The sequence below is a fragment of the Pantoea sp. CS_6 genome (assembly GCF_041954745.1).
GTDB lineage: Bacteria > Pseudomonadota > Gammaproteobacteria > Enterobacterales > Enterobacteriaceae > Pantoea > Pantoea stewartii.
The window spans coordinates 320,766-337,686 of the sequence record NZ_JAVAYG010000001.1 but is presented as its reverse complement, the minus strand read 5'-3'; the positions used below and the strand labels follow the sequence as shown (position 1 = coordinate 337,686).

General features: G+C 56.0%; 12 protein-coding genes and 1 tRNA gene. 9 read left to right on the top strand and 4 right to left on the bottom strand.

Features of this window, described 5'->3' with window-relative positions; translation table 11 throughout:
- Positions 1-519 precede the first annotated feature (519 nt).
- The 4 genes from pmrA to RAC90_RS01435 all read left to right on the top strand — a co-directional run bounded on the left by pmrA (position 520) and on the right by RAC90_RS01435 (position 3,483).
- The gene (gene pmrA, locus RAC90_RS01450) at positions 520-1,206 is read left to right on the top strand and encodes a two-component system response regulator PmrA (RefSeq protein ID WP_054633630.1); all 687 of its coding nucleotides are present in this window, start codon (positions 520-522) and stop codon (positions 1,204-1,206) included.
- Positions 1,203-2,270: a two-component system sensor histidine kinase PmrB gene (gene pmrB, locus RAC90_RS01445; RefSeq protein ID WP_033742011.1), complete on the top strand. Its 1,068-nt coding sequence runs from the start codon at positions 1,203-1,205 to the stop codon at positions 2,268-2,270. The genes pmrA and pmrB overlap by 4 nt, the downstream gene beginning before the upstream one ends.
- 388 nt (positions 2,271-2,658) lie before the next feature.
- Positions 2,659-3,198 (top strand): peptide-methionine (S)-S-oxide reductase MsrA, encoded by a 540-nt coding sequence (gene msrA, locus RAC90_RS01440; protein WP_006120229.1) that lies wholly within the window; start codon positions 2,659-2,661, stop codon positions 3,196-3,198.
- Between the two features lie 197 nt (positions 3,199-3,395).
- Positions 3,396-3,483 (top strand) — tRNA-Ser (locus RAC90_RS01435).
- Positions 3,484-4,054: 571 nt separating this feature from the next.
- Here the strand turns inward: RAC90_RS01435 and RAC90_RS01430 are convergent.
- Together RAC90_RS01430 and RAC90_RS01425 are read right to left on the bottom strand one after the other, a co-directional pair.
- Positions 4,055-5,002 carry a sulfonate ABC transporter substrate-binding protein gene (locus RAC90_RS01430; protein ID WP_375123858.1) on the bottom strand — a complete coding sequence of 316 codons (948 nt, stop codon included), beginning with the start codon at positions 5,000-5,002 and terminating at the stop codon, positions 4,055-4,057.
- Between the two features lie 94 nt (positions 5,003-5,096).
- Positions 5,097-6,986, bottom strand: coding sequence for an aliphatic sulfonate ABC transporter substrate-binding protein (locus RAC90_RS01425; RefSeq protein WP_058707987.1), 1,890 nt, complete (start codon positions 6,984-6,986; stop codon positions 5,097-5,099).
- A 274-nt stretch (positions 6,987-7,260) separates the two neighbouring features.
- On the opposite strand from RAC90_RS01425, the gene ssuD reads away from it, so the two are divergent.
- From ssuD to RAC90_RS01400, 5 genes are all read left to right on the top strand, one after another.
- Entirely contained in the window at positions 7,261-8,433 is a 1,173-nt protein-coding gene (ssuD, locus tag RAC90_RS01420; RefSeq protein ID WP_033742020.1) for an FMNH2-dependent alkanesulfonate monooxygenase, read from the top strand.
- 15 nt (positions 8,434-8,448) lie between these two features.
- Positions 8,449-9,861 (top strand): FAD/NAD(P)-binding protein, encoded by a 1,413-nt coding sequence (locus RAC90_RS01415; RefSeq protein ID WP_375123857.1) that lies wholly within the window; start codon positions 8,449-8,451, stop codon positions 9,859-9,861.
- A gap of 71 nt (positions 9,862-9,932) precedes the next feature.
- A complete protein-coding gene (locus RAC90_RS01410; RefSeq protein ID WP_033742023.1) occupies positions 9,933-11,342 on the top strand; it encodes an LLM class flavin-dependent oxidoreductase in 1,410 nt (469 codons plus the stop codon).
- A gap of 197 nt (positions 11,343-11,539) precedes the next feature.
- Positions 11,540-12,994: an MFS transporter gene (locus tag RAC90_RS01405; protein WP_058707986.1), complete on the top strand. Its 1,455-nt coding sequence runs from the start codon at positions 11,540-11,542 to the stop codon at positions 12,992-12,994.
- Positions 12,987-14,189 carry a monooxygenase gene (locus RAC90_RS01400; RefSeq protein ID WP_058707985.1) on the top strand — a complete coding sequence of 401 codons (1,203 nt, stop codon included), beginning with the start codon at positions 12,987-12,989 and terminating at the stop codon, positions 14,187-14,189. Before RAC90_RS01405 ends, RAC90_RS01400 begins: the two co-directional genes overlap by 8 nt.
- A gap of 78 nt (positions 14,190-14,267) precedes the next feature.
- On the opposite strand, the gene phoH is transcribed toward RAC90_RS01400, so the two are convergent.
- Positions 14,268-15,056, bottom strand: a complete 789-nt coding sequence (phoH, locus tag RAC90_RS01395) for a phosphate starvation-inducible protein PhoH (RefSeq protein WP_006120221.1) — start codon at positions 15,054-15,056, stop codon at positions 14,268-14,270.
- Between the two features lie 578 nt (positions 15,057-15,634).
- The gene (efeB, locus tag RAC90_RS01390; protein WP_375123856.1) at positions 15,635-16,921 is read right to left on the bottom strand and encodes an iron uptake transporter deferrochelatase/peroxidase subunit; all 1,287 of its coding nucleotides are present in this window, start codon (positions 16,919-16,921) and stop codon (positions 15,635-15,637) included.

The following is a 16,921-nucleotide window of genomic DNA, read 5'->3' as shown; positions in this document are numbered from 1 at the left end:
AAATGTAATAAATGGTCCTGTTTAAGGTTTTCCTAATCTTTCTTATCCATACTGTTCACTTATTACCGTCTGACTTTCATTGTTGCGCGTTAATGCGAATGTATTAGCGCAATAATAATGGAGACATTCACTAATGATTCAACCCGGATAAAATAACATTTTTTATTATTCCGACTTTATATTAATAGTCAGTCCGTCATGTTGCCCTTTCGCATTTGATAAAACGTCTTATTACGGGTTAAGGCATTATGCCGGGCGAGACGAAAAGGGGCTGATTTGCAGCCCTTTATCTCATCTTTAATTAACGTTTCCGCTGAGCTAAGTTGAGTGACAACATTCGTCATGTCAGCAACAATCCCGGCATGTTTGCCCAAAGCAGGCACAGCCGACGAAACCGGGACGGCCTGCCTTATCCGCTTGCCGGACAAGGTTGTCAAGGTGAGTTCGCGGAAGAGCGACCCGTTATTGCTGTGTCCGGTCATCGGTACTGATACAAAAGAGGTATCCTGTTAAGCGCTTATGAAAATATTAATTGTTGAAGACGATGCTCTGCTGCTGCAAGGTCTTGTTCTGGCGCTGGAAGGCACGGGCTATGTCTGCGATGCGGTTTCAACGGTCCGTTCCGCGGAAGCTCATCTTGCCAGCGGGCTTTACAGTTTGATCGTGCTGGATGTCGGCCTGCCGGATGAGGATGGACTGCACTTTCTGCAGCGTCTTCGCCGTCAGAAGCAGATGCAGCCTGTATTGATTCTTACCGCGCGGGACACGATTGATGAGCGCATCGCCGGGCTGGATGCAGGTGCCGATGACTATCTGATCAAGCCTTTCGCGCTGGATGAACTGCTGGCAAGGATTCGTGCCCTTATCAGACGTCATGTTAACCAGGGGGATACGCGCGTGGAGGTGGGCAACCTGTCGCTGGATATGACCCATCGCCAGATCCATCTGGACCACGCCTTGCTTGATCTCACCCCTAAAGAGTTTTCGATTCTGTCTCGCCTGATGCTCAAAGCGGGCCATCCGGTGCACCGCGAATTGCTGTATCAGGATATCTATAATTTTGATAACGAGCCTTCGACCAATACGCTGGAAGTGCATATCCACAACCTGCGTGACAAGATCGGCAAAAGCATGATCAGAACGGTTCGCGGCTTCGGCTATGCCCTGTCCCCCTCCCAAACCGATAACGAGATGCCCGAGACATGAATACTGACCGCACCGGGACGACCATGCGTTTTCGGCTGCTTCTCACGATTGGCCTCATTATGCTGTTTTTCCAGCTCATCAGCGTGGCCTGGCTCTGGCATGAAAGTCAGGAACAGGTGCAATTTTTAGTTGAGGCGCATCTGCAGAACCGCAACATGGACCGGCATGTCCATAAAGAAGTCCGCGAAGCCGTGATGAGTCTTGCCCTGCCCAGTCTGGTGATGATTACGCTGACGCTGCTCCTGTGCTATCAGGCGGTACGCTGGATTACCCGCCCGCTCTATCAGTTGCAGCGTGAACTGGAGAACCGGAGCGAGGTAAACCTGGAACCTATCACCTTTTCCGGATCGGTGCAGGAGATTGACGCTGTTACGCACTCTGTGAATCGCCTTGTCGCACGTCTGACAGACAGTCTGGAACGTGAACGCCTGTTTACGGCCGATGTGGCCCATGAGCTGCGAACGCCGCTGGCAGGTTTACGCTTACATCTTGAGTTGCTACAACGAAATCAGGCCGTCGATACGCAACCCTTATTACATCGTCTGGATCAGATGACAGGAAATGTCGCCCAGTTGCTGCAGCTGACCCGTGCCGGCCAGCAGTTTACCTCGGGCAGCTACCAGCAGGTTGCCCTCATTGATGAAGTGATTGTGCCTATGGAAGCGGAGTTGAGTGCGATGCTTGCCGTGCGTCATCAAACGTTAACCCTTGATGTTGAGCACAGCTTCAGGGTGAAAGGCGATGCGATCCTGTTACGAATGCTTCTGCGCAATCTGGTGGAAAACGCCCACCGTTACAGCCCATCTGAAAGCAATATCACCGTGCGGCTTGAAAACACACCAGGCCCGGCGCTGATCGTGGAAGACGAAGGTGACGGCATTGATGAAAGCAGGCGCGGCGAGTTAAGCAAAGCCTTTGTCCGCATGGACACGCGCTATGGTGGCATTGGGCTGGGCCTGAGTATCGTCAGTCGGATTGTGCAGTTACATCATGGACAGTTTCTGCTGGAAAATCGCCCTGACCGTTCAGGTTGCCTGGCCAGGGTCCTTTTCGCGGTGGACTGATTCAGTTCACAAACCAGCAGGCCAGAAAGCTGATGACAGCGCTGACGGCAAGAATAACGGCAACGTACTCGCTGAATGGGCGTGATACAAAAGAGGTGGCAGTAACAGTCGTGGTTTTCATAGCGTCTCCTGTAGAATCCACCTCAGTATCGCTGCCCTGTGTTAAGGAAACATTAAGCGCTACATTCCCTGTCGCTGCTTAAACCTTCCCGACAGGGTGCCCACCGCTTGCCCTGTTCCCTGCTACGCTAAACGCATCGTGTGACAAAAAGGCCCTACATCAGACGGCGTTTAACGCGGCTCTCTTTACGCTGACGTCTTCAGAGATATTGAAAATGCCTGACGTCATCCCCACCTCTTTCCTTCAGACCAGACAGGAGTAACATTTATGGCAATCGAATATGCAGTAATCGCAGGCGGCTGTTTCTGGTGTACAGAAGCGGTTTTTAAAGACGTGATTGGCGTTGAGTCAGTCGAAAGCGGTTACACCGGCGGCGAGCGCCCTAATCCGACCTATGAGCAGGTCTGCAGTGGCGCCACCGGTCATGCAGAAGCCATTCGCATTGGCTTTGATCCTGAGAAGGTCAGCTATGGCGATTTGCTGGACATCAGCTTTGCCACGCATGATCCAACACAGCTTAATCGCCAGGGCAATGACATCGGCACTCAGTATCGCTCCGCCATTTTCCCCGAAACACCCGAGCAGGAAGCTGAAGCCCGTGCCGCGATTGCACGCGCTCAGCAGGATCATGATAAACCGATTGTCACAACCATTGAGCCATTAAAGGCCTGGTATCCGGCAGAAGGTTATCATCAGGACTACTGGGAAGGTGCCGGCCAGCGAAACGGCTATTGCATGGCGGTGATTCCCCCTAAACTGCAAAAGCTGCGCAAGAGTTTTGCCAGTCGGGTTAAAACCGCCCAGTAACCGCCTGCCGCTGAGCGGACTTTACACTGCGTAAAAACGGGCGTTTTGTGATTAAAAAACCCGATTTTGCGCAGCCTTAACGCGATTCGTTCAGAGCTTAAGCGAATAGAAAAAAAGAAAAAAATAGTGCTTGACCGTTTCAGGTCGACTCCCTATAGTAGCGCCCCGTTGACCCAGCGCGGTCAGCAACAATTTGCGGTGAGGTGTCCGAGTGGCTGAAGGAGCACGCCTGGAAAGTGTGTATACGGCAACGTATCGGGGGTTCGAATCCCCCTCTCACCGCCACATTCAAAGAAGAGTCCAGACTAACCTCTGGACTTTTTTTTGCATGTTCTCCTGAGAGGGGGATGAGAACCCCCGACCGGGGGCGACAAAACGGCAACGCCGTTTTGCATGGCCGCCAGGCCACCCGAAGGGCGAGCGCAGCGAGTGAATCCCCCTCTCACCGCCAGATTTGAAGAAGCGTCCAGACTAACCTCTGGACTTTTTTTTTGCCTGTTCTCCTGAGAGGGGGATGAGAACCCCCGACCGGGGGGCGACAAAACGGCAACGCCGTTTTGCATGGCCGCCAGGCCACCCGAAGGGCGAGCGCAGCGAGTGAATCCCCCTCTCACCGCCAGATTTGAAGAAGCGTCCAGACTCACCTCTGGACTTTTTTTTTTGCATATTCTCCTGAGAGGGGGGATGAGCACCCCCGACCGGGGGGCGACAAAACGGCAACGCCGTTTTGCATGACCGTCAGGCCACCCAAAGGGCGAGCGCAGCGAGTGAATCCTTCTCTATCGTCCTCTGTCGCCCCCAATAAAAAAGGCCTGCTGGTTCACCCGCAGGCCCTTAAAGCACTCGCGCTCACGCGTTACTGCTTATCCCGTGCCCACGTCGCGCTGCTGACATTCACCTTCACTGGCAACAGACCGATCTGGGTAAATTTATCGGCCAGCGCCTGCTGTTCGTTAAACACGTTGGGCGTCATACGTTCCGCCCCAAACGGCATGCGGGCCAGCGCGCGCTGCCAGATGGGTACAGGCAACCCCGTGGAGCCGGAAAGGATTTTTGCGGCGTCAGCCTGATGACTGTTTGCCCAGGTGCTCAGCTGACTCAGCGCGTTCAGCACCTGTTTCGCCGTCTCGGGATGACCATCAGCAAATTTGCGGCTGGCCAGAAAAAAGGTGTAATGCGGCACTAAGCCTTCGGCATTTTTCAGCAGGCGCGCATGGGCCGTGGTTTCGACTTCGGCCAGATACGGATCCCAGATAACCCAGGCATCGACAGCACCGCGCTGGAAGGCGGCCCGGGCATCGGCAGGCGGGAGATAAACCGGCGTAATATCTTTATACGTCAGCCCCGCCTGCTCCAGCGCAGTCACCAGCAGATAATTAACATCCGATCCTTTGTTCAGCGCCACGCGCTTGCCTTTCAGATCCTTGACACTTTTGATCGTGGAATCGGCCGGCACCACAATGGCCTCGGTCTGCGGGTTGGCCGGCGAGTGGCCAAGGTAGACCAGATCGGCCTGTGCCGCCTGCGCGAAGACAGGTGGCGCATCGCCGGTGGCCGCCAGATCGATACTGCCTACGTTAAGCCCTTCCAGCATCTGCGGGCCTGCCGGGAACTCCACCCAGCGCACATCAATGTCCTGCTTTTTAAATTCGCTGTCGAGCGTGCCACGGTATTTCAGCAGCGCAAAAATATTCGCTTTCTGGAAACCGATATTCACGACCTGGGGTTTGTCTTCCGCCTGTGCTGTCACGAAGGTGCCAAGTTGAGCGAGCGCAATCAGTGCGCTTATCACTATTTTTCTCATTTTTTTGTCCTGAACGAAGGTGTTGTCAGCGCAACATAACAAATCCGTGCCTGAGGGCTTAATGCGTATAAGTTCTGTCCTTAGTCATAAAACGTCATTGCGGCCAGACTCTGTCCCGGACGTTGATGGCGCGGGGAAACAGACCGAGCGCATAGAAACGATCGGCGATTCTCTGCTGCTCGCGAATAATCGCTAAGTTCATCGCCTGAGTTCGATGACTACGCCGCGCCAGCGCCTGACGTAATGCGCTGTCGGACATGCCCAACTCCTTTGCCAGTAACCCGGCAGCCTCGGCCGGATGGGCATCGATATACTGGCCAGTCTGCTCCAGCGCGGTCATCAACAGGCGCAGTAAATCGGGTGAATGCGTAGCAAACTGGCGATCCGCCAGATAGAACTGATGGTTGCTGACCCGGCCCACGCCATCGGCAATGACGCGCAGTTGATCGCCACGTTCGGCCTCACTCAGTAAAGGGTCCCACATCATCCAGGCATCGACCGCATTCAGGTCGCTGGCGGTTAACGGATATTTCGGTGGGGCATACACGATACGCACGTCGTCCAGCGTCAGGCCTGCTTCATCGAGGATCTGCAGCAGCAAAAAATGGACGTTAGAACCTTTATTCACCGCAATGCGCTTGCCTTTGAGATCGGCAATCGTCGTGATGGCGCTGTGTCTGGCGACCATCAGGGCAACACTTTGCGGCGCAGGCGGTTCCCAGGCCACATAGACCATGGTGCCCTGATCGGCCTGGGCAAACAGGGGCGGAACTTCGCCTGTCGTACCAAAGTCAATTTCCTGATCGCGCAGAGCATGCAGCAACTGTGGCCCCGCAGGAAATTCACTCCACAACACGCGGACATTCTGGCCCACCAGCTGCTGCTCAAGATGCTGACGGGCTTTGAGAATGCCAAGGTTGCCGAACTTCTGGTAACCAATACGCAACTCGCGCTCCTGCACCACAGAGTCTGTCAAAACACGCGATGGCGCGATGGCGCTGCTGCGGCGCGGCTTAATGATGCCGCAGTGGCCCAGATGGGTGCGCAGGCTGTGACGGCTGATCCCCAACAGCGCTGCCGCCTGGAGCTGATTTCCCTGACTCAGCGCATAGGCATTCCGCACTAAGGATTCAATAATTCTGGGATACAGGGGCGTTTCACTGTGCTGCAGTTGCTGCCGGATAAACTGATCAATCACATCCTGTTCAGGCACCGGTTCAGCCTCAGTCACGCGGCCCAGACGCAGATGCTGGGGGCCAATAAGTGTTTCCTGGCTGAGCAGAACAGCATTATGTAATGTGTTTTCCAGCTCCCGAATATTGCCCGGCCAGGCGTACCGGCTTAACGTCGCGATCGCCTCCTCACTCAGACGCAGCTGAGGTCGGCCCAGTCGGCGCGCATAGTGTTGCAGAAAATACGCGGCCAGCACCGGTATATCCTCACGGCGCTCGCGCAGAGGCGGCAGCGCCACGCTGGCCACATTCAGCCGGTAATAGAGATCCTCGCGGAAGCGCCGTTCGGCAATCGCACCGGTCAGGTCGCGGTTCGTGGCGGCAAGCACCCGAACATTTACCTTTATCGCCTGAGATGAACCTACCCGGGTAATCTCTCTCTCCTGCAATACGCGCAACAGTTTTACCTGGAGCGGCAAACTGAGTTCACCGATCTCATCCAGCAGCAGCGTGCCGCCCTGCGCCGCCTCGAACCAGCCACGATGACGTTCCGTGGCACCGGTAAACGCACCCTTCTCATGCCCAAACAGTTCTGACTCGGCAAGACTTTCCGTCAGTGCGCCGCAGTTCACGGCGACAAAGGGCGCGCGGCGGCGCGGGCTGTGGTGATGCAGATAGCGCGCCATCACCTCTTTACCGGTGCCGGTTTCGCCAATGATTAACACCGTGGCATCCGTGGGTGCCAGGCGATCCAGGATACTTTTGAAGGCCAGAGAAGCCGGGTCAATTAAATCGGGACCAGCGTGTTCCATAGCGAATACCTGCAAAGTGACTGAGCGCTCACGATAACGCTAAGCGTGAAGGGAAACGAGCCACGGGCTGAGCCCCTGTGCTGCAAATGCAGCACTGAAGTTCAACGCCTGCTGCATGTGCAACAGCGCGTACCTGAAAGCTGAAATCATAACGCTATAAATTCAAAGGAAAAAATGACGAGGCACAGTTGGCACGTATTCTGCTAATGGCTTTATAACTGAAAGATTGCTTTTCATTTGCCAATTTCAAATATCGTTATAAAGGAATCTGCTAATGCCTGAAGCCTCTGAGAAAAACATTAATCTGTTCTGGTTTTTACCCACCCACGGTGACGGACGTTATCTGGGGACCACCCAGGGCGGAAGAGCGGTCGATCTGCCCTATCTGCAACAGGTCGCCCTGGCGGCAGACAATCTGGGTTTCTACGGCGTACTGATCCCCACGGGTAAAAGTTGTGAAGATTCCTGGCTGGTGGCGGCGGCTCTGGCCCCCATCACTAAACAGCTGCGTTATCTGGTGGCGGTCAGGCCGGGGTTGCAGCCGCCGAGCCTGGCGGCGCGCATGGCGGCAACGCTGGACCGTCTGTCAGACGGGCGCTTACTGATCAATGTGGTGACGGGTGGCGATCCGGTGGAAAATAAAGGCGACGGTATTTTCCTGAGTCATGCCGAACGCTATCAGGTCACGCGGGAGTTCCTGGAGGTCTATTCCCGTTTGCTGAAAGGCGAGAAAGTGGACTTCCACGGTGAACATATTCGTGTGGAGGGCGCTGAAATTCTGTTTCCGCCTGTGCAGGCCGACGGTCCACCGCTCTACTTTGGTGGTTCGTCGGACGATGCGGTCGACGTGGCCGCCAGTCAGGTCGATACTTATCTCACCTGGGGCGAACCCGTTGAGCAGGTTGCCGCCAAACTGGACGTTGTGCGCCAGCGGGCGCAGGAACGTGGCCGGGCGTTGTCCTACGGCATTCGACTGCACGTTATTGTGCGTGAAACCGAAGAGGAAGCCTGGGCAGCAGCCGATAAACTGATAGCTTATCTGGATGATGAAACCATCGCATCCGCTCAGAAGATCTTTGCCCGTATGGATTCGACGGGCCAGGCGCGCATGAGTGCACTGCACGGCGGTTCACGCGAAGGCTTACGCATCGGCCCCAATTTATGGGCAGGCGTCGGACTGGTGCGCGGCGGCGCGGGCACTGCACTGGTCGGCAACCCTCAGCAGGTGGCTGCGCGGATTCGGGAATACCAGGCGCTGGGGATTGATAACTTTATTCTGTCGGGCTATCCGCATCTGGAAGAAGCGCACCGGGTAGCCGAGTTACTGATGCCACTGCTGCCGCTGTCGACGCACGCCGGGAAAGCACAGCGCAGCGTGAATACAGGTCCCTTTGGTGAAACTATCGGTGGCGATCGTCGTCCCGAAAAAAGCGCCAGTGCCAGCTAACAAATGAGGCGGTTTATGTCAGAGCAGCATATTGTCATCGTGGGCGGTGGATTTAGCGGGACAGCGCTGGCCGTGCATCTGGGTCGTCTGGGCCAGGCCGGACTGCGTGTCACGCTCATCGAACCCCGGTCGCAGCTGGCGCAGGGCGTTGCCTACTCGACGGCCGATCCGGCTCACCGCCTTAATGTACCCGCGTCACGCATGCAGCTGGCGGGAGAGGAAGAAGGCAGCTTTGATCGCTGGTATCGCGCCTCTGATGCATATGTCAGCGATCCCGCCGCGCGCTGGCACGATGGTCATGTCTATCCTCAGCGCAGGCAGTTTGCCCGTTGGGTCAATGCACAGTTCGAGGCGGCACAACGTGAGTCGCCTGTCGTTCTGGCGCATCTGCAGGATCGCGCTGTGGCTTTCCGGGACGGCACGGTCAGCACCGCCGCCGGCAAACACCTTGCCGCCGACATTGTGGTCCTGGCCGTCAGTCATCCCGCGCCGTCGTTGCCTGGCGCGTTAACCGCACTGGCTGACCATCCCGCCATCATCGCCGATCCCTGGCAGGAGAAAGCCCTCGCCTCTGTCGGTCCGGAGGAGCGCATCGCCATTGTGGGCAGCGGCTTAACGATGGCGGATATGGTGGCCACGCTGCATCGCCAGGGGCACCGCGGCCCTGTCACCGTGTTTTCACGCCGTGGACAACTTCCCCGGCCCAATATCAGTCAGCATGACCTCAGTTGGTCGCTTGAAGGGCACCTTGCCAGGCCAGCGGGTGTGCGCTGCTGGTTACGGCGCATCCGCCAGGACATGCGTCTGGCGGCGGCGCGCGGGCTTCCGTGGCAGGTCGTCTTTGATGAGGTTCGTCGGCAGGGCCAGACCCTCTGGCAGAGCCTGCCACTGAATGAGCAACGGCGCTTTCTGCGCCATCTGCGGCCGTGGTGGGATGTGCACCGCTACCGCATTGCGCCACAGGCAGGCCAGGTGCTGAACGCGCGGCAGGAAAACGGATCGTTGCAGGTGATGGCGGCGCGGCTGACGGCGGCAGAGTCCAGCTATTCTGCGGTACGGCTGCATCTGCAAACTCGCTCGGGCGAAGTCGTGACGCGGGAGGTGGATAAGGTGATCGTGACCACCGGCCCGGCGCACGGGAAACTGGTACAACATGATGCCCTGCTACGCCAGTTGTGTGATGACGGCGTCATCCGGCCCGATCCTTTAGCGCTTGGCATTGATGTCAATGCCCTGTCGCAGACGCGAACGGCACAGGGCCACAGCAATTCCCATCTGTATGTGGTCGGTCCCGCGGCCCGCGGTCGGTTTGGTGAACTGATGGGCCTGCCGCAGGTGGCAATGCATGCGGAAGCGGTTGCCCGTCAACTGCTGAATCTCACAACCGCTACGCTAAACGAGCGATGTCCCCTTTCACTGACTGACTAATCACTTACCTGTTTATTATCCCCCTAAAAAGTGGGCGGCACCGGCGTGCCGCATCCGCTCAGGAGCCTGCTATGCCTAAACAACGTGAAATCCGCTTAAATGCCTTTGATATGAATTGCGTGGGTCATCAGTCACCCGGCCTTTGGGCGCATCCGCGCGATCGCTCCTGGCAGTACAAAGACCTGGAATACTGGACAGACTTAGCCGTGCTGCTGGAGCGCGGTAAATTTGACGGCCTGTTTATCGCCGATGTACTGGGCATTTATGATGTCTTTAACGGCAACAATGATGCCGCCCTTCGCAGTGCCTCTCAGGTGCCGGTTAACGATCCGCTGGCGCTGATCACCCCAATGGCGATGGTCACTCAGCATCTCGGTTTCGGCCTGACCGCCTCGCTTTCGTTTGAGCATCCTTATCCGTTTGCGCGCAGGATGTCGACGCTGGACCATCTTACCAAAGGGCGGATTGGCTGGAACATCGTCACCTCCTATCTGGAAAGCGGCGCACGCAATCTGGGCCAGGCCACGCAAACCCGTCATGATGCCCGGTACGATTATGCAGATGAGTATTTGCAGGTGGTTTATAAACTGCTGGAAGGCAGCTGGGAAGACGACGCCGTTATTCGCGACCGGGAGCGCCATATCTTCAGCGATCCGAACAAAGTCCATCCGATCAACCATCAGGGCACCTTTTTCCAGGTGCCGGGCATTCACCTGTGTGAGCCGTCACCACAGCGCACGCCGGTGTTATATCAGGCGGGTGCCTCCAGCCGCGGTAAAGCTTTTGCCGCGCAACATGCCGAGTGCGTGTTTGTTGCCGCGCCGTCTAAGGTGCTGCTCAGGAAAACCGTGGCCGATATTCGTCGGCGCGCAGAGGAGGCCGGACGCGATCCGCGCAGCATTCTCATTTTCAATATGCAAACCGTGATCGTGGGCGAGACCGATAAGCTGGCCCAGGCCAAATGGCAGGATTACAAACGTTATGTCAGCCACGAAGGTGCCCTTGCCCTGATTTCCGGCTGGACCGGCATTGACTTTAGTCAGTATCAACCCGATCAGGTGTTTAAACATCTTCATACCGATGCGATTCAGTCTGTTGTAGAGAGCTTCTCGACCGCCGATCCGCAGCGTGAATGGACGGTGCAAAACATGGCCGACTGGGTAGGCATTGGCGGCTTTGGGCCGTTGCTGGTGGGCAGCACCGAAACCGTGGCAGATGAACTACAGAGCTGGGTGGAGGAAACAGACGTTGACGGTTTTAATCTGGCTTATGCCGTTACCCATGAAACCTTTGCTGACGTCGTGAACCTGCTGGTGCCGGAACTGCAAAAACGCGGCGTATATAAGCAGGATTACCAGCCCGGCACGTTACGGGAGAAGCTTTTTGGACTGGGCGATCGCCTTACTCATCCTCATCCTGGTGCCAGCTACCGACGCACGCCCTCGTCAGCGGGCCTGATCGTCCCTGCTGAAGCCTCATAACATAACGAGACGGCTTCGTTAGCCTGATTCACCTAACCAATACCGGAAGCGTGCCCGCGTTTCCGGTCTTTTTCATGTCTGAAAAATAAAAATTAACTTATTGAATTTAAAGCAATCCTTATCATTTTTTCTTGTTTGTTTACTGCGTATGCACTGCTTATAAAGGCAGCACCTGTACAGACAATAACGAGGATAACATGAGCACTCTCAATATCGATGATGATGTGGCGATTCCCTCGCCGCCTTCCACACCGGTTCGCTCCGTCAACGATGTGGCCCGACTGATCAATACGCAAAGTGACAAAAACAGCTATGCGCGCTGGATCGTGTTTCTGGCGCTGGGCGGCGTTTTTCTGGATGCCTATGACCTCACGACGCTGTCCTACGGCATCAATGATGTCGTTAAGACGTTTAGCTTAACGCCAACCTTAACCGGGCTGGTCACCTCCTCCATTATGATCGGCACCATTGTGGGCAACCTGGCTGGCGGCTGGCTGACCGATAAATACGGTCGCTATTCGGTGTTTATGGCAGACATGCTTTTTTTCGTCGTTTCTGCCCTCGCTGCCGGTCTGGCTCCGAATGTCTGGGTACTGATCGGGGCGCGCTTTTTGATGGGCATTGGTGTGGGAATGGATTTGCCTGTGGCCATGGCCTATCTGGCCGAATTCTCGAAGTTTTCGGGCAAAGGCAACAAAGCTGCGCGACTGGCGGCCTGGTGCCCGATGTGGTATGCCGCCTCGTCGGTCTGCTTTTTCATCATCTTCGCCCTCTACTTCCTGTTGCCAGCCCAGCACATTGACTGGCTGTGGCGGGCATCGCTGTTGTTTGGTGCCGTGCCTGCCCTGCTGATTATTGCCGTGCGCAGCAAGTTTATGAACGAATCGCCTTTATGGGCGGCTAATCAGGGAGATTTACGCGGTGCGGTCCGTATTCTGCGTGAGTCCTATGGCATCCAGGCACATGAAGATAAGTCCTCTGCCATCGAGCCTGTCGCACCGGCGGTCAGTTTCCGCGTGCTGTTCCAGAAGCCATATCGCGAACGCACTATCGTGGCAGCGGTGATGAACGCCTGTATCGCTTTTGAATATACGGCTATCGCATTTTTCCTCCCCTCGATTCTGGCGCAGTTTCTGGGCGCGGGCGTGTTCGAAACCATTGCCGCCTCACTGGGACTTAATGCGCTGTTCGCCTTTACCGGCGGCCTGCTGGGCATGCGACTGGCCTGGAAATTTCCCTCTCGTCATGTGGCCATCGCGGGGTTTGCGCTACAGTTTATCGCCCTGATTTCACTGGCCTTGATCGGGCATCCTGAAGCCACTTACGGTGTGGTCTTTGCCATTCTGCTGCTGGGAGTGTGGCTGTTTGCCGAAGGGTTCGGACCCGGTGCGCAGTTAATGATCTATCCCGCCCTCGCCTATCCCACATCTATTCGCGCCACCGGCGTCGGATTTAGCCGTTCGATCTCTGGTGCAGGAAGCGCACTGGCGCTGTTCATTCTGCCGATATTGCAGGCGGCTTATGGCACCAACCTGTTCTGGATCGTGTCACTGGCCGCTCTCATCCCCATCATTTTCCTGCTTGTGGTGCGCTTTGAACCGACGCGCCACGATATTGATGACCCGTCAGCCCAAGGAGAACACCATGTCTGAACCTGATTACACCCGTCTGGCAGAACGCTTTCGTCCTGTTTTTGCCCGCATCGCCGACGGGGCCGCTGCACGCGAACGCGACCGGACACTGTTGCATGAGCCGATAAACTGGCTTAAGGCGGCGGGCTTTGGCACGCTGCGTATCCCAACGGCTAATGGCGGCCTGGGGGCTTCGCTGCCGCAGCTTTTTCGTTTGCTCACCGAGCTGGCAGAAGCGGATTCCAATCTGCCTCAGGCTCTGCGTGCCCATATGGCCTTTGTCGAGGATCGCCTCAATCAACCTGACAGCGAAGACCATCAACGCTGGTTTCGCCGCTTTGTTGATGGCGACATCGTCGGCAGTGGCTGGAGTGAAACGGGCAGCGTCAGGCTGGGAGACGTGAATACCACCGTTTCCCCTACCGGGCACGGTTGGCAACTGACGGGCGAAAAGTTTTACAGCACCGGCACACTCTATGCCGACTGGATTGATGTGTACGCTAAGCGCACCGACAACCAGCGCGACGTGATTGCGGTGGTGAGCACTCATCAGGACAGCGTTGAGCGGGACGATGACTGGGATGGATTTGGGCAACGCCTGACCGGTAGCGGCACTACGCGCTTTCGCGAGGCGCACGTGGAGCCTGCGCATGTGTATGACTTTAGTGAACGCTTTCGCTATCAGACGGCTTTTTATCAGCATGTCTTACTCGCGACGCTGGCCGGCATTGGTCGCGCTATTGTGCGGGATGTGTCCCGGAGCGTTGCACAACGAAAACGCATTTACAGCCACGGCAATGCCCGCCAGGTCAAACAGGATGTGCAGGTGTTGCAGGTTGTCGGCCAGATAAGCAGTTGGGTCTGGGCGACAGATGCCGCCGTGCAGCAGGCTACGCCGTCGCTCCAGCTTGCGTTTGATGCGCACCAACAAGGGCAAGCAGAAAGCCTGATTCACGCCGCCAACGTGCAGGCCGAAGTGGAGGCCGCCAAAGCGCAGGTCGTCGCCGTTGAATGGATTACCCGCGCGGCCAGCGAGCTATTTAATGCGCTGGGCGCGTCCGATACGCGGGTGATAAACGCGCTGGACAGGCACTGGCGCAATGCCCGAACCATCGCGTCCCACAATCCGGTGATCTACAAGAGTCGAAATGTCGGCGACTGGGAAGTGAACCGGCGCGATCCGACCTTTATCTGGCAGATCGGCAGCGGTGAATGATCGCGCCAGACGGCGGGTCTGAGACACAAAAAAACCCGGCCGGAGCCGGGTTTGGTCGCTACATGACTCAATCGAACGCTAGCTGTACGCGTGCAGAGTGCGCTGACACAGCGCGGAACGCACACAATCCTCTTTGCCGAAACGGACAATGCCAACCATCTCGTCCTCTTCGAAACGCGCCAGCGCGTCTGCGAGACCGGAAGGCACCCCAGCGGGCAAATCGCACTGGGTAATATCGCCGTTAACAATCACCGTGACATTTTCGCCAAGGCGGGTCAGGAACATTTTCATCTGCGCAGCCGTCACGTTCTGCGCTTCGTCCAGAATCACTACCGCATTTTCAAAGGTGCGGCCGCGCATATAGGCAAAAGGCGCAATTTCCACTTTGCCGATTTCCGGACGCAGACAATATTGCATAAAGGATGCGCCAAGACGTTTAACCAGAATGTCGTAAACCGGGCGGAAATAGGGGGCGAATTTCTCTGAGATATCACCGGGAAGGAATCCCAGATCCTCATCCGCCTGTAGCACCGGGCGCGTAACGATAATCCTGTCGATATCCTTATGAATCAGGGCCTCTGCTGCTTTCGCAGCACTAATCCAGGTTTTGCCGCAGCCCGCTTCGCCCGTGGCGAAGATAAGCTGTTTTGTTTCTATGGCGTTAAGATAATGCGCCTGAGCTTCATTTCGGGCTTCAATCGGCGCCCGGTCACGCACATCGCGTGCCATGCCAATTGCATCGAGCCCACCCATTTGCACCAGCGAAGTGACCGATTCTTCTTCACGCTGACGATGACTGCGTGAGTCATTACGAAGCACTCGTCTTGCTTCTCGACGCGCTTTGATCACTGCTTTCTGTCTTCCCATAGTGGCACCTTACAGTTGGTTTCATTTCCCGCTTCAGGCAATACGCCCGTTGCGATTACGTGAACGCTTTAGAGGTTTCAGTTGGCTTCCTTTAGAGCCGTGACAGGCCATGACGATTGATATCCGGCAGCAAAACAGCCTGACCGTATACCGGTAAAAAAGGAGTGAAGTTGAAGAGAGAAAACACATTGAGATGTAAAAGCGGTTGAGGAAGAACGTCCCTCACGGGTGAGTGCGATATTGTTTACTGCTGAACGGCTGTAAAAACATCTATCCATGCGCGAACTCCAGTGTGAGACATCAACACGCCCGATTACGCTTTCATAGTAAAGTGAACCATCTTATTGGTATTTTGCAACAGTATTTTCACTTTCATGAAAAATAAATATTCAACCGACCGTTAACGAAGACCTTACTTAAATTAAATTACGTATTTATTACAGAGGGTTAGTATATTTTACGTCACGTTAAAAGGCGTGTTAAACGGGGCGATAAAAAAGCCGTACGGGGAAAAAACGGCAATATGAAAACACGGCACGCTGCGCTGTCAGACACAGAATGCCGCGCCTAAAATTTAATCAACTTTCCAGTAAGGACTGGCCTAAATAATGGTTTTCATTCACCACGCCGGGTAAGACAAAAAAGTAACCGCCGCCAAACGGACGTATATACTCTTCCAGCGCTTCGCCATTTAAGCGGTTCTGTACGGTAAGGAAACCCAATTCCAAATCATGCTGATAGCAGACGAAGAGTAATCCCATCTCCAGTTGACCTGAAGCGGAAACACCGGACGAATAACTGTATCCCCGGCGCACCATCAGGCTGCTTTCCGTGGCGGGCGTACGGGGGTTGGCCAGACGAATATGCGCATCCAGCGCAATTATCTGGCCATCCGGATCGTTACGGTAATCGGGAACGTCATGTTCATTTTTCATACCCAGCGGCGCGCCGCTCAGCTTTTCGCGACCGAAAATGGTCTGCTGTTCGCCCAACGGTGTGCGATCCCACATTTCCACGTGGAAACGAATCAACCTTACCGCCTGATAGCTGCCATTCCGCGTCCAGGCTGGCTCGTGCTGATCCGCGGTGACCCAGAGCAGCTTATCCATCAAGGCGTGATTGTGCGTGTCCGGATTTGCCGTGCCGTCTTTAAAGCCCAGCAAGTTAATGGGCGTTTCTTTGCCCGCGCTGCGCGCGGCATGATCGGAGATAAACCCTTCCCGCCGCCAGCGTACGCCCAGCAGATCCGGCGTATGTTTGATGATATCGCGCAGCGCGTGGATCACCGTGTCCTGGGTATTGGCGCAAATCTGCAACAGCAGATCGCCATGGCACTGACTGGCATCCAGCGAATCATTAGGGAACCGGGTCATCGGCTGCAGTTTCGCGGGTTTGAGCGCAGCCAGACCGAAACGCCCGTCAAACAGTGCGTTACCGACTGACACCGTGATGGTCAGATTATCGGGGGCAATCTCGGCCCCCAGGATACCGGAATCCATCGGTGGCAGCTGTGGGTTGACCACGGCGGGGGCCTTGCCGCCCGCCGTTAAAAACGCAATGCGCTGTGTCAGCAGTTGAAACAACCGCTGCAGCTCACGCCTGTCGCTGGTCAGCACATCAAACGCCACCAGCATCATGGCGGCCTGCTGTGGGGTAATAATGCCCGCCTGATGCACGCCATAGAAAGGCTGTCGTTGCTGACGCGCGTTCGGCGTAACCGTGCCCGGTGCAAAACTGTCGGGCTGCTCAGCAGCCCCGGCATGAAACGGACAGCCCGCGCCTACCGCAGCCGCGCCGCCCAGCATGCCCAGCCCTTTTAATAAACGCCGCCGCGCAGGCTGCTGTAATTCCTGATCCTTGTCCAT